10 protein-coding genes and 1 pseudogene are annotated in these 13,847 nt (G+C 58.7%); 5 read left to right on the top strand and 6 right to left on the bottom strand.

The genetic code is table 11. The features are described from left to right. Window positions 1-37 precede the first annotated feature (37 nt). The 4 genes from glyQ to FFS13_RS02625 are packed head-to-tail and all read left to right on the top strand — an operon-like array spanning window position 38 to window position 4,387. Window positions 38-991 carry a glycine--tRNA ligase subunit alpha gene (glyQ, locus tag FFS13_RS02640; protein ID WP_137817574.1) on the top strand — a complete coding sequence of 318 codons (954 nt, stop codon included), beginning with the start codon at window positions 38-40 and terminating at the stop codon, window positions 989-991. Continuing rightward, the gene (glyS, locus tag FFS13_RS02635) at window positions 988-3,042 is read left to right on the top strand and encodes a glycine--tRNA ligase subunit beta (RefSeq protein WP_137817573.1); all 2,055 of its coding nucleotides are present in this window, start codon (window positions 988-990) and stop codon (window positions 3,040-3,042) included. Before glyQ ends, glyS begins: the two co-directional genes overlap by 4 nt. Before the next feature lie 3 nt (window positions 3,043-3,045). Continuing rightward, the gene (gmhB, locus tag FFS13_RS02630; RefSeq protein WP_137817572.1) at window positions 3,046-3,582 is read left to right on the top strand and encodes a D-glycero-beta-D-manno-heptose 1,7-bisphosphate 7-phosphatase; all 537 of its coding nucleotides are present in this window, start codon (window positions 3,046-3,048) and stop codon (window positions 3,580-3,582) included. Between the two features lie 31 nt (window positions 3,583-3,613). After that, a complete protein-coding gene (locus FFS13_RS02625; protein ID WP_137817571.1) occupies window positions 3,614-4,387 on the top strand; it encodes a 1-acyl-sn-glycerol-3-phosphate acyltransferase in 774 nt (257 codons plus the stop codon). Between the two features lie 122 nt (window positions 4,388-4,509). Here the strand turns inward: FFS13_RS02625 and FFS13_RS02620 are convergent, their stop codons facing one another. The 5 genes and pseudogenes from FFS13_RS02620 to FFS13_RS20240 form a co-directional block, all read right to left on the bottom strand. Further along, complete coding sequence (locus tag FFS13_RS02620) at window positions 4,510-6,897, bottom strand: DEAD/DEAH box helicase family protein (RefSeq protein WP_137817570.1); 2,388 nt, start codon at window positions 6,895-6,897, stop codon at window positions 4,510-4,512. A gap of 14 nt (window positions 6,898-6,911) precedes the next feature. Further along, window positions 6,912-7,199: a type II toxin-antitoxin system RelE/ParE family toxin gene (locus FFS13_RS02615; RefSeq protein ID WP_137817569.1), complete on the bottom strand. Its 288-nt coding sequence runs from the start codon at window positions 7,197-7,199 to the stop codon at window positions 6,912-6,914. Next, window positions 7,189-7,428, bottom strand: a complete 240-nt coding sequence (locus FFS13_RS02610; RefSeq protein ID WP_137817568.1) for a type II toxin-antitoxin system RelB/DinJ family antitoxin — start codon at window positions 7,426-7,428, stop codon at window positions 7,189-7,191. Before FFS13_RS02610 ends, FFS13_RS02615 begins: the two co-directional genes overlap by 11 nt. A 66-nt stretch (window positions 7,429-7,494) precedes the next feature. Beyond that, window positions 7,495-8,100, bottom strand: a complete 606-nt coding sequence (locus FFS13_RS02605; RefSeq protein WP_137817567.1) for a competence protein CoiA family protein — start codon at window positions 8,098-8,100, stop codon at window positions 7,495-7,497. A 777-nt stretch (window positions 8,101-8,877) separates the two neighbouring features. After that, window positions 8,878-8,982 (bottom strand): annotated as a pseudogene (locus FFS13_RS20240) (antitoxin); the annotation flags it as partial. Window positions 8,983-9,052: 70 nt separating this feature from the next. Here FFS13_RS20240 and FFS13_RS02595 point away from each other — a divergent pair. After that, window positions 9,053-10,930 (top strand): hypothetical protein, encoded by a 1,878-nt coding sequence (locus FFS13_RS02595; protein ID WP_171006401.1) that lies wholly within the window; start codon window positions 9,053-9,055, stop codon window positions 10,928-10,930. Window positions 10,931-11,426: 496 nt separating this feature from the next. Here the strand turns inward: FFS13_RS02595 and gyrB are convergent, their stop codons facing one another. Continuing rightward, window positions 11,427-13,844 (bottom strand): DNA topoisomerase (ATP-hydrolyzing) subunit B, encoded by a 2,418-nt coding sequence (gyrB, locus tag FFS13_RS02590; RefSeq protein WP_137817565.1) that lies wholly within the window; start codon window positions 13,842-13,844, stop codon window positions 11,427-11,429. Window positions 13,845-13,847: the final 3 nt, after the last annotated feature.

The following is a 13,847-nucleotide window of genomic DNA, read 5'->3' as shown; positions in this document are numbered from 1 at the left end:
CGCCCTTTCTGTCGCAGCCTCAGTACAGGTGAATTTCGTGAGCCAGCCTACGCCTGCCGTGCGCACCTTCCAAGACTTGATCCTCGCCCTCCAGCAATACTGGGCCGAGCAAGGTTGTGTGGTGCTTCAGCCCTACGATATGGAAGTCGGTGCCGGCACCTTCCACACCGCCACGTTTCTGCGCGCCATCGGCCCGGAAACCTGGAACGCCGCTTATGTGCAACCCAGTCGTCGCCCGACTGACGGCCGCTACGGCGAAAACCCCAACCGCCTGCAGCACTACTACCAGTTCCAGGTGGTGTTGAAGCCGAACCCGGACAACTTCCAGGAGCTGTACCTCGGCTCGCTCAAGCACGTCGGCCTCGACCCGCTGGTACACGACATCCGTTTCGTCGAAGACAACTGGGAGTCGCCGACCCTGGGCGCCTGGGGGCTGGGTTGGGAAGTCTGGCTGAACGGCATGGAAGTCACTCAGTTCACCTACTTCCAGCAGGCGGGCGGCATCGAGTGCTACCCGGTGACCGGCGAAATCACCTACGGCCTGGAACGCCTGGCCATGTACCTGCAGGGTGTCGACTCGGTCTACGACCTGGTCTGGACCGACGGCCCGTTCGGCAAGGTCACCTACGGCGACGTGTTCCACCAGAACGAAGTCGAGCAATCGACCTACAACTTCGAACAGGCCAACGTCGACAAGCTGTTCGAGCTGTTCGACTTCTATGAAAGCGAAGCCAAGCGCCTGATCGAACTCGATCAGCCGTTGCCGTTGCCAAGCTACGAAATGGTCCTCAAGGCCTCGCACACCTTCAACCTGCTCGATGCTCGTCGGGCCATTTCGGTCACCGCGCGTCAGCAGTACATTCTGCGTGTGCGCACGCTGGCGCGTTCCGTGGCCCAGGCCTACCTGCTGGCCCGGGCCAAGCTCGGCTTCCCGATGGCGACCCCGGATTTGCGTGATGAAGTGTTGGCTAAGCTGGAGGCTGCACAATGAGTGCGCAAGATTTCCTGGTTGAACTGGGCACCGAAGAGCTGCCACCCAAGGCCCTGAAAAGCCTCGGTGAGGCCTTCCTCGGCGGCATCGAGAAAGGCCTGAAAGCCGCCGGCCTGAGCTACTCTGCCGCCCGCGTCTACGCCGCACCACGGCGCCTGGCGGTGCTGGTCGAACAGCTGGCCGCCCAGCAGCCGGATCGCAGCCACAACCTCGACGGCCCGCCGCTCTCGGCCGCCTTCGACGCCGCAGGCCAGCCGACCCAGGCCGCCCTCGGCTTCGCCAAGAAATGCGGCGTCGAGCTGGCCGAGATCGACCAGAGCGGCCCGAAGCTGAAATTCAGCCAACGCATTCCCGGCCAGCCGGCCATTGGCCTGCTGCCGGGCATCGTCACTGCGTCGTTGAACGAACTGCCGATTCCCAAGCGCATGCGCTGGGGCGCACGCAAAGAAGAGTTCGTCCGCCCGACCCAGTGGTTGGTGATGCTGTTCGGTGACGCGGTGATCGACTGCGAAATCCTCGCGCAGAAAGTCGGCCGCGAATCCCGTGGTCACCGTTTCCACAACCCGGACAAGGTGCACATCAGCAAGCCGTCGACCTATCTGGAAGACCTGCGCGGCGCCCACGTGCTGGCCGACTTCACCGAACGCCGTGAGCTGATCGGCGCCCGCGTCGCCGAGCTGGCGGCCGAGCAGCAGGGCACCGCGATAGTGCCCGCCGACCTGCTCGATGAAGTCACCGCCCTGGTCGAATGGCCGGTGCCGCTGGTGTGCTCCTTCGAGGAACGCTTCCTCGCCGTGCCGCAGGAAGCCTTGATCACCACCATGCAGGACAACCAGAAGTACTTCTGCCTGCTGGATGCCAACGGCAAGTTGCTGCCGCGCTTTATCACAGTGGCCAACGTCGAGAGCAAGGACCCGGCGCAGATCATTTCCGGCAACGAGAAGGTCGTGCGCCCGCGTCTGACCGACGCCGAGTTCTTCTTCAAGCAGGACAAGAAACAGCCGCTGGAAAGCTTCAACCAGCGCCTGGCCCATGTGGTGTTCCAGGCCCAGCTCGGTTCGGTATTCGACAAGGCCCAACGGGTGTCCGCCCTTGCCGCCTTTATCGCCGAACGCACCGGTGGCGACAGCCAGCGGGCGGCCCGCGCCGGCCTGCTGTCCAAGTGCGACCTGGCCACCGAGATGGTCGGCGAGTTCCCGGAGATGCAGGGCATCGCCGGTTACTACTACGCACTGAACGACGGCGAAGCCGACGATGTGGCCCTGGCGCTGAACGAGCAGTACATGCCCCGCGGTGCCGGCGCCGAATTGCCGAGCACCCTGACCGGTGCGGCCGTCGCGGTCGCCGACAAACTCGACACCCTGGTCGGAATCTTCGGCATCGGCATGCTGCCGACCGGCAGCAAGGACCCCTACGCGCTGCGTCGCGCGGCCCTGGGCGTGTTACGGATTCTGATCGAGAAGCAGCTGGATCTGGACCTGGCCGAGGCCATCGCCTTCGCCATCCAGCAGTTCGCCGACAAGGTCAAGGCCGAAGGCCTGGCGCCCCAGGTGCAGGACTTCATCTTCGACCGCCTGCGTGCCCGTTACGAAGACGAAGGCGTGGAGGTCAGCGTATATCAGGCCGTCCGCGCGCTGTCGCCCACGGCGCCACTGGACTTCGATCAGCGCGTCCAGGCGGTACAGGCGTTCCGTGCCCGTAGCGAAGCGGCAGCCCTGGCGGCGGCGAACAAGCGCGTCTCCAACCTGCTGAGCAAATTCGACGGCCAGGTACCGGCCAGCGTGAACGTCGCACTGCTGCAGGAGCCGGCCGAGCAGACCCTGGCCCAGGTGGTCGCCGCAGCCGCCCAAGCCGTCGCGCCGCTGGCGGCTGCGCGCTGCTACCGCGAAGCCCTGGAGCACCTGGCCAGCCTGCGTGAGCCGGTCGACGCCTTCTTCGAGGCGGTGCTGGTCAACGCCGAGGATGCCGCGGTGCGTGCCAATCGCTATGCGCTGCTGGCGCAGCTGCGCGGGCTGTTCCTCGGCGTCGCCGATATCTCGTTGCTGGGCTAAGTCGTGAAGTTGCTGATTCTCGATCGGGACGGGGTGATCAATTACGACTCCGACGCCTATATCAAGTCGCTGGAGGAGTGGATTCCGCTTCCCGGCTCGATCGCGGCCATCGCGCAATTGAGCCGGGCCGGTTGGACGGTGGCGGTCGCCACCAACCAATCCGGCCTGGCGCGCGGCTATTACGATCTGTCCACGCTGGAGGCCATGCACACGCGCCTGCGTGAGCTGGTTGCGGAGCAGGGCGGTGAGCTGGGTTTGATCCTGTTCTGCCCCCATGGGCCGGATGAGGGCTGCGACTGTCGCAAACCCAAACCGGGCATGCTGAAGACCATCGCCGCGCATTACCGCGTCGAGCTTGCCGGTCTGTGGTTCGTCGGCGACAGCAAGGGTGACCTGGAGGCGGCGTTGGCCGTCGACTGTCAGCCCGTGTTGGTGAAAACCGGTAAGGGCCAACAGACCCTGGGCGCCGCAGTGCCGGCGGGTACCTTGATATTTGACGATCTGGCGGCGGTTGCCGCCCAGCTACTCCACTCTCACTAGGCGGGCAATGCCCGCGACGGATAAAGCTCACATGTCGACAGTGCAGGCCATCAGGATCTTTCTCTTCTACCTGCTGCTGTCCACCAGTGCTTTGCTCTGGTGCAGCCTGAGCTTTTTGGTCGCGCCCTTTCTCTCATTCAAGGCGCGCTACCATTTCATCAACGTCAACTGGTGCCGCTTCGCGGTGTGGCTGACGGCGGCGATGATTGGCATCCGCTATGAAGTCAGCGGTGCGCAAAACGTCCCGAAGCGGCCCTGCGTGATCCTCTCGAAACACCAAAGCACCTGGGAAACCTTCTTTCTCTCCTGCTACTTCGAGCCGCTCAGCCAGGTGCTGAAACGCGAGCTGTTGTTCCTGCCGTTCTTCGGCTGGGCGATGGCCATGCTGAAACCCATCGCCATCGACCGGGATAACCCCAAAGCCGCCCTCAAGCAGCTGGCCAAGCAGGGCCATGAGCGCTTGGAAGAGGGCATCTGGGTGTTGATCTTCCCGGAAGGCACGCGGGTACCCGCCGGGCAGATCGGCAAGTTCTCCCGCGGCGGCGCGGCGCTGGCGGTCAACGCCAACCTGCCGGTACTGCCGATTGCGCACAACGCCGGCGAGTTCTGGCCGAAGCAAGGCTGGGGCAAACGCCCAGGCACCATTAAGGTAGTGATAGGCCCGCTGATGTACGCCGAGGGCACCGGCCCACGCGCCATTGCCGAACTGAATGACCGCGCCTATGCCTGGGTCGAGCAGACCCAGCGCGAGATCGGCGCCTTGCCGGCCAGCTCACCCGTAAGCGAAGCTGCGGCGCCACTCTAGGCCACGCGCGGAGCACCGCTCAGAGCCTTGTCGGCGGCCCGACAAGGCTGTCGATAAACAGCTGGGAACATCCTCTTTACCAACTACGACGAGCGGAAGGCATGGTGCGTGAGTGAGGCCCGTTAGCCCTTTCCAAGCAGCTCCATTGAGCTGGACGAATCTGCGAGTCGGTAGCCCATAGCCTTATAGCCAACTTGGCGCTTGCTCCACATCCGCAACAAAGCAGGGTGTCCGGCATCGACGAAGTCGATGATACGCACATCAGCCTTGTCCGCATGCTCCCGGTGCAGCCGCCCGGCATACTGCTGGAGAGTACCCTTCCAGGAAACGGGCATGGCCAGTATCAACGTATCCAGTGCTGGGTGATCGAAACCTTCACCCACCAATTTCCCTGTTGCCAGGATCACCCGTGGCACATCAGATGGTAGCGCTGCCATCTCGCCCATAAGCGCGGCGCGCTGCTTCTTGGAAAGCCGTCCATGCAGGGTAAACAGATTCTCGACCCGTCCACTCAGCCGCTCTTCAATTGCACTGAGGTGATCCGTTCGCTCAGTCAGCACCAGGATCTTCCGTCCTTGGTCGAAGGCGACTCCGATCTCGGCAATAATCTTGGCCGTTCGCTCCGTGTCGCTGCAAACCTGCAAGAAGACATCTTGAATACCTGAACCTTCAGGCATGACTATCGGTCGAGACAGCCACTGCGGCATCACGGCCAGATCAGCTGGAGCACTCTCGGGCCTGGTAGCTGTATGCCGGATGGGCCCGCACTGCATAAAGATGATCGGTTGCTGACCATCGCGACGTATGGGTGTGGCGGTCAGCCCCAACACATATTTAGCACCAGCAGTCTTGAGGATGGCTTCGAACGAAAAGGCCGACAGGTGATGACATTCATCCACGATTATTTGTCCGTATTTTTTCACCTGCTCGCTGACTTCGCCCTGCCGCGACAAGGACTGCATCACGGCAATATCGATGATGCCTGTCGGCTTGGCCTTACCACCGCCTATAGTGCCGACCTTCGTTTTGTCTGCCCCCAGAAACGCCTGCAACCTCTCCTTCCACTGCTGGAGCAACTCCGTCCGATGCACCAGCACCAGCGTGTTTACACCGCGCCTGGCAATCAGCGCGGCTGCCGTGACAGTTTTACCAAAAGCAGTTGGCGCACAGAGGATGCCGGTGTCGTGCTCCAGCATTCCGTCAAGAGCAGCCTCTTGATCCGCGCGTAACGTGCCCGCAAAGCGGACATCGACGGGCTCTCCTTCGAAACGCTCATCGTGCAGCACCAGTTCAATCGCGTTGTCATGCAGCAGCGTCCGGACGTCATCCAAGCAGCCACGAGGCAAGGCAATGTGCTGAGGAAAGTTTTCTGCACAGCCAATGATCCGGGGCTTGTTCCATACGGGCAGGCGCATGGCCTGCGCCTTGTAGAATTCGGGATTCTGAAAAGCCGCCAATCGGATGAGCTTGTTGACCAATGGCTGGGGCAGTTCGGACTTGTCGAAATAGATCTGGTTGGCCAAGGTCACGCTCACTGACTTGGGCAGCGGACAAGCCAATTTCTGGGTCTTTGGCGATGGGTGATGCCAGGGTTTCAGTTCATCATCATCCGCCACTCCGGTGACATCCAATGGATGGCGACCGCCTGTGGCCCGCAGTATCGTGGGCGCAATGTCCTGCCCGAACATCGGCTGAATACTGGCCAGAAATGCCCACTGGTCGGGATAAGGTGTCAGCGTCTCATCGACAAAAACACTGCCGTTGAGCACACGGGCTCGTTTCTGCAATGGCAACGCAATCAAGTTGCCAAAGCCGCCTTTGGGCATGCTGTCCTGGTTTGGAAAAAGCCGGTCATACGACCCCAGCGTCAGCTGACGGGTACGCTCACAGGTATGGCTGATGATCGCGGAGCCAAGCAGCCGCGCCTCGTACGCTGGGACATTGCGCTCAAATAAAATCCAGGCGTGCGCCCCGTTACCCGAGCGGGATATTTCCAATGCCACGGGCACGTCCAAGTCACGGCATGATTGGGCGAAAGCAGTGACATCTTCGCGCCAATCAGCCTCGTCAAAATCCACCGCCAGGAAATAGCATGTGTCATCAGGCAGCAACGGGTAAACGCCGATGACAATCTCTCCGGCCAAGTGCTTGTAGAGCACCTGGTCGGTCAGCGGCAGGAGCTGACGATGCGAGCAGTCCCCACATTTTATCCGGGGCTTCTCGCACACTCCCGGTCGCCATTCATTACCGCAAGCAGGCGAGTAGCCTGATTTACCGGCCTTGCTTTCCCAGCGCACTGGGAACACATCGGCCCTGCCCCGAAACAATCGCTTGAACAGCGCCAGCTTGGCATCCGTGTCGAGACTCGAACTTAACAGTGGGGCTGGGCTAGCCGGTTCAACTTTCGGCGGCTCATCCGGCAAACGCCACTCAATGCCATGAGTTTCCAACAGAGCGATCAAGCGGGCATTTTCGGCCCGTAAATGCCCCAGCAGATCACTATCACTCATCGGCCCATACCCAGCTATTTGAGGCGCTCGGCAGCCTTGCGGTAAACCTGCTCACGCTCACGGCGATCAACCGCCACCACAAACACCACCACCTCATGGTCAAGCACCTGGTACACCAACCGATAGCCACTGCTGCGCAGCTTGATCTTGTAGCAGCCGGGCAGCGCGTGCAGACGGTTGGCCTCGATGCGCGGGTTGAGCAATATCTCCGCGAGTTTTTTCTTCAGCTGCTGGCGAACGGTATCACCCAGCTTGTGCCATTCCTTCAGTGCCCGTGCATCGAATTCAAGGCTATAGGTCATCCAGCGCCACCTTCACGCGCTGAGGAGCCGCCAGGCGTTCGCGTACGGTGGCGATCAACGCCTCATCATCCTCGGTCATCAGCACCGGGCGAAATGGCAGCTGGCCGCGCTCAGCCACATACTGCAAGGCTTGGCGCATCAGCTCAGAAGGGGTGACGCCAAGCCTTTCCAGCTCACGGTAAGCGCGGACTTTAAGCTCGTCGTCGATACGGATATTGATGGAAGCCATGACCGGGCCCTCACTGTAACGACATTTGTCATTACAATGCCACCCTTGCGGTTGTTTGGCAACAGGTCAATCAGCAATCGAATCAACCACTGACCAGCCGAGACACACCAAAGTCAGGTATAGCCACTGCTTGATGTCCGCCCGGTGCAGAATTGATTTTTTAAGCTCCAGCAGCCCCGCAGCGGAGGAAGTCACCTCCAAGCCGCTCAGATCCACCTCAACCGTACGAATCCCCTCACGCTCGATTCTGGCCAACTTCTCTTCATCCACAAACGACGTGCACGCGAACTCAATCAGCAGCGGGCCATCGCATAGGTGCGCTACGAGATCTGGACGGAAATCCCCCATCCACAGCTCCTCACGCACTGAATCAAAATCCCACCAGGACGATTGATCTTCAGCGTTCGGGACATGACCAGGCTGGGGAGGCAGATGCAGACCTAACGCCTCCCTAACCACACGCTTGGCATAGAGATGAAGAAAGCTCTCAGGCTGTACCTCGCAAGGCACCTTTTGCGACACATGCGAGAAGTGATGGATACGGTGCTTTCCTTTGCGGGCAATCAAAGACTCCTGACATTCGAGGCATCTGCACATGCAGAGCAGTCCGCTGGGGACTTCATCAATCGAAACAATACGGTCGGTGGAATCAAGCGCAATCGTCATGGTCATGGGGCATCCCTCTGGAGTTAAGAGCGCCTCCAGACTGAGAATGTATTGCCCAGAAAACCTTCAAGATCCGGGACAATCCGGATCCCCCACTTTCTCTAATAAAGAAAGTGCTTACGAATCAATTGCATAGGGAATAGCATGAACGAAGCACTACGACGCCTCAAAAGCCACTTGGTAGAGAACCCATCGAGAGGGCGCTCTTACGACATCCTGTCTTTCATGGTTGATCAGTGCCTGGCCACCGTTATGGGTAACTGCCATGAAGGATGATGGTTGCGAACTGGAGATGTTCCGTCACGAGAAATACCGCTGGACTCGCCTAGTGCGCTTTTCCGCAGACTGTCCGCGCTGCGGCAGCAACATCGAACTACAGCCCGGTAAACCTGACCAGCAGTACCCCTTGGTAGGCCGATGCGTCGAAAGCCCGCATGCCCATGTGTACAGCTTCGACCGGATGACATTAAAAGGCGCCTATTTGGGCCCACCGATCATCTCAGCCACAGCCGCTAAGTAAGGAGTCTCGATTTTCTGATCGAGGATGGGATCCGGTAAGCACACCAGCGGGTCGAGCCAATCGGCTTTGGCCCGCTATGTTAGAGCACTTGAGCCAGCAGTTTACCTTCAAGACCAGGGGCCATTTGCACCTGCCATATGCCGAAGACGAGTTGCAGGCTTTTGCGAAAATCCCGGCGATGGTCAAGCGCCATGGGCCCGATCTGACCTTGGACGCATTAAAGAAGACCCTGGGATTGTAGCCGTCGAACCAATCCTCCTGACTCAGGAAACGACTCCATGCTCGATGCGCCCAATCAGGTCGAGCACGGCTTCGACCTCCACCCCCGTGGCAAGCATCTCGATAGGAGGACACCTGCCACCAACACCGGGCGTTCATCACGCTCGTAACCGCGCCGGAATCGGTTTGTACGCGCCGTGGTGTCAGGGAGTGGTACTTGTGACCGGCGACAAAGGTCATAGCATCTCGCTCATAAAAGATGAGCCTTCCCTACAAGTGTGGACACCAGGCGGGATCACCAAGGCGTTGACCAGCGCTGAGGGGCTGACAGCCACCAAAGCGTACGAGTTGATCGATGCTCAGCGTGAACTTGTCCTTGCCACTCTTGGGCAATTGCGTCAGCAGATAGCCGAAAACAATAGATTCCAGCAGTACCAAAAAACACAGTGCCTGCTTGATCAGAATGGCCTTGAGCTATGGATGGCCGAGTATCGCCTGGAGAACTGGAACTCCAAGTGGATGCTGAAAATCGTGAACCGGCCCAATTGCGAGAGCCAAGAGCGGCGCGAGCAGCTGCAAACGCAATTGCGTGACGAGTTCCGGTTACTACAAGAGCTGGCTGGATTAACCGGTGTGACTTACAGCGCACCACTGATTGATGATGGTGAACTGATGGTTCTGCCAATCAGCATGCCTAAAGGTAAACCCCTCTCGATCATTGATCTCTCGGGATATTCCGAAGTGTCAGCCAGGTCGACGCTGATTTCTGCTTTAACGGCGATTCAAGGCATCCATCGTCGTGGAGCCACATTGGGTGGGGTTTCCGCTAACTCAATCTATCTCACCGATGCAGGTGAGGTCTGCTTTGTCGATATCCTGAACAACCATAGCGCAGGCGATGACATTGACCTCATCACCTCACTGTTTAAGCCCTTGGTCGAAAATCTTCATTGGGAAATCTCCGGAAGCAGCGATGCAGAAGGGGAGATGGCCTCAGAACGCTTATCGCACTTGATCGCAAACCTTATGAGCGATGGCGCTTCAGCAGCACTTTCCTCCTCAGAAGCTCCTTTTGAGGCTGTACCGGGGGCAGTTCTCGACAATCGTTATGAATTGGTCGAGCAAGTCGATGAGGATGCTTTCTCAAGCATCTGGCGTTCTCGCCACATCGCTGGACGCTTCGATTGCGCGGTTCAGATTTATGACGATGCAGATGAGGTTTGGGAGCTGGTGGCCGATCAATATCATCGGCTCGCTCAGATTTACCATCCTGCGCTGGAGCGGGTATTCGATCTTGCTCGAATTCCCAGCACCGATGCTTACTTTATCAGCCGAGCATGGGCGAGTGGTGAGACGCTCTTTGACCAAGCGTCTATCAGTGCCGAGGAGTTCCGGCACTGGCTGGAGCAATTACTCGCGGGGCTTGGCTACTTACACAGGCTTGGGTTCACCCATAGGAACATAACCCCGCTTAACATCCTCGTGGATGGTGTCAGGGCTACCTTAGTCGGTATGAGTTCCCTCCCAGCCGAAGACCGTCGAGTGGGTGATCTTCGGTACAAGTTCCCAGGTGTGATAGAGCAGGGCTGGTCATCCTTTGCAGATTTGTATGCGCTTTGGGCCTCATTGTTGGATGGCTTACAGCCTGGCGTATTGAAGGAAGCAGGGGGGGATCTTGAGCAGGCAGTTCAGCAAGTCATTCACCCTGCGCTTAATGATGGCCTGAAAGCCAAAGTAGCGAAGCTGCTGCACGAAGGCACTGCGTTCCATGCTTATGACTACGTTGCATGGTTTGGTTTGGACATCGTTGCCCAGCAGACTAAAGATCTACCCGACGCATTTGCCAAAAAATGGGGCATCAGCAAGGGCTACATGACGTTCTTGGTTGTGGACATGTTGAACGATCAACGGCCCCGCATTCGTAGCCAATGGGTAATCGATGCTTTGAGAACCAGGCGTATACCAGGCAACAAAACTAACAAAGCCTCGATGAATTCGACCTTCAGCAGGATGAAATCTTCCGGGATCGTAGAAGAGCACAAGACCAAGCATCGCCTGACTGAATCCTTCTTGGTTGACTGGCAAGCCAGTCAGTAGCTCTTCCAGTGCCCAACAAAAAGCCCCTGCTGACTAGAATCAGCAGGGGCTTCTCTATTTTCATGCTACGGGCCAACAACTTTGGCCGAACCGCTAACTTTGGCCGAAGTGGCAAATTACTTTGCCCACTTACAGGGTGGCAGGGTGGCAGGGTGGCTCAGCATGCCGTTCGTTTTAATGAATCCGCAAGCGTGTCCCATTAGCTCACCCATCAGCGTTTCGAGAGCACTGATGGGCGATGCTGTTTTCATTGCCCAAAATTGGCCGCCTGCATTCTCCCATCAAAACGCGCAGATTTTCGCGCCTTCTGAAACGAGATTTAGCGAACATTTCCTGTAGCTTCACTACAGGCGATGCCCCCACCGATGGTTCCCCACCATCTCTAAGAAACTGATCCATAAAGAAAAACCCCGGCTCTAGGCCGGGGTAGTGACGCTTTTTGTCATGACAATAACTTGCACGAACATGACAATTAACTTGCCCGTCGACAAACTCATCAGAAGTCCAGGTTGGAGACTGCCAACGCGTTGGTCTCAATGAACTCTCGGCGCGGTTCAACTTCATCACCCATCAGGGTGTTGAAGATCTGATCGGCACTGATGGCGTCTTCGATGGTCACCTTGAGCATGCGGCGGGCATCCGGGTCCATGGTGGTTTCCCACAGCTGGCTCGGGTTCATTTCGCCCAGTCCTTTATAGCGCTGGATGCTGTGGCGCTTGGTGCTTTCCGCCAGCAGCCAGTTCAGGGCGTCCTTGAAGCTAGTCACCGGCTTCTTGCGCTCGCCGCGTTTAACGAAGGCGCTTTCTTCCAGCAGGCTGTTCAGTTGCTCTCCCAGGCTGGTAACGGTTTTGTAGTCGTTACTGGCGAAGAAGTCGCGGTTGAAGGTGATGTAGTTGGAGACGCCATGGGAAATCAACTCGACTTCCGGCAGCCACAAATGCCGCTCCTGGTCTTCCCGTAGGTTGGTCTTATAGACCAGGCCGGACTTCTCGACGCCACGCAGACGCTCGTTGAACTGCTCCAACCAGCCTTGCATCGAACTCTGATCGGCCAGGTTGTCGAGGCTGACCGCCGGCAGGTAGACGAAGTGCTCGGTCAGCTCCTGTGGGTACAGACGCGACAAGCGCTTGAGGGTCTTCATCACCATGCGGAAGTCGTTAACCAGACGCTCCAGCGCCTCACCGGCGATGCCGGGCGCGTTCTCGTTGACGTGCAGGCTGGCATCTTCCAAGGCCGACTGGGTCATGTATTCCTCCATGGCCTCGTCGTCCTTGATGTACTGCTCCTGCTTGCCCTTCTTCACTTTGTACAGCGGCGGCTGGGCGATATAGATGTAGCCGCGCTCGATCAGCTCGGGCAGTTGGCGGAAGAAGAAGGTCAGCAACAGGGTGCGGATGTGCGAACCGTCGACGTCGGCATCGGTCATGATGATGATGTTGTGGTAACGCAGCTTCTCGATGTTGTATTCGTCACGGCCGATACCGCAGCCCAAGGCGGTGATCAGCGTGCCGACTTCCTGGGACGAAATCATCCGGTCGAAGCGTGCGCGCTCGACGTTCAGAATCTTGCCCTTGAGCGGCAGAATGGCTTGGGTCTTGCGGTTCCGCCCCTGCTTGGCCGAGCCGCCAGCAGAGTCCCCTTCCACCAGGTAGAGTTCGGAGAGCGCCGGGTCCTTCTCCTGGCAGTCGGCCAGCTTGCCGGGCAGGCCGGCAATATCCAGGGCGCCTTTGCGCCGGGTCATCTCCCGCGCCTTACGCGCGGCTTCACGGGCGCGGGCGGCGTCGATCATCTTGCCGACCACGGCCTTGGCTTCGTTGGGGTTTTCCAACAGGAAGTCGGAGAAGTACTTGCCCATTTCCTGTTCGACCGCGGTTTTCACCTCGGAGGAGACCAGCTTGTCTTTGGTCTGCGAGCTGAATTTCGGGTCCGGCACTTTCACCGAAATAATCGCAGTCAGACCTTCGCGGGCATCGTCACCGGTGGTGGCGATTTTGTGCTTCTTCGCCAGGCCTTCCTGTTCGATGTAGGTGTTGAGGTTACGCGTCAACGCCGAGCGGAAGCCGGCCAGGTGCGTACCCCCGTCGCGCTGCGGGATGTTATTGGTGAAACACAGCAGGTTCTCATTGAAACTGTCGTTCCACTGCAGTGCCACTTCCACGCCGATACCGTCGTCACGTTGCACGTCGAAGTGGAATACCTGGTTCACCGGGGTCTTATTGGTGTTCAGGTATTCGACGAAGGCGCGCAAACCGCCTTCGTACTTGAACAGTTCTTCCTTACCGCTGCGCTCGTCCTTGAGGACGATGCCGACACCGGAGTTGAGGAAGGACAGTTCGCGCAGGCGCTTGGCCAGAATATCCCAGCTGAAGTGAATGTTATGGAAGGTCTCGGCCGACGGCTTGAAGTGAATCTCGGTGCCGGTCTTATCGGTATCGCCAACCGTCCGCATCGGCGCCTGCGGCACACCATGCACGTAGGTTTGCTCCCAGACTTTGCCACTGCGGCGCACGGTCAACAGCAGCAATTCGGACAAGGCGTTGACGACCGAAACGCCCACACCGTGCAAGCCACCAGACACTTTATAAGAGTTGTCGTCGAACTTACCGCCGGCGTGCAGCACGGTCATGATGACCTCGGCGGCGGAAACGCCTTCCTCTTTGTGCACGTCGACCGGGATGCCGCGCCCGTTGTCACGCACGGTGATGGATTCATCCGGGTGGATGGTGATGCTGATGTCGTTGCAATGGCCAGCCAGTGCTTCGTCAATCGAGTTATCGACCACCTCAAACACCATATGGTGCAGGCCGCTGCCATCGTCGGTATCGCCGATATACATACCGGGACGCTTGCGTACGGCATCTAGCCCTTTCAGCACTTTAATGCTGGAGGAGTCGTACGTTTGATTTTCGCTCATGCC

The sequence above is a fragment of the Pseudomonas sp. 2FG genome (assembly GCF_005502935.1).
Classification (GTDB): domain Bacteria; phylum Pseudomonadota; class Gammaproteobacteria; order Pseudomonadales; family Pseudomonadaceae; genus Aquipseudomonas.
Note: the sequence above shows the minus strand (reverse complement) of the source record. Positions and strands in the feature narration are given on the sequence as shown.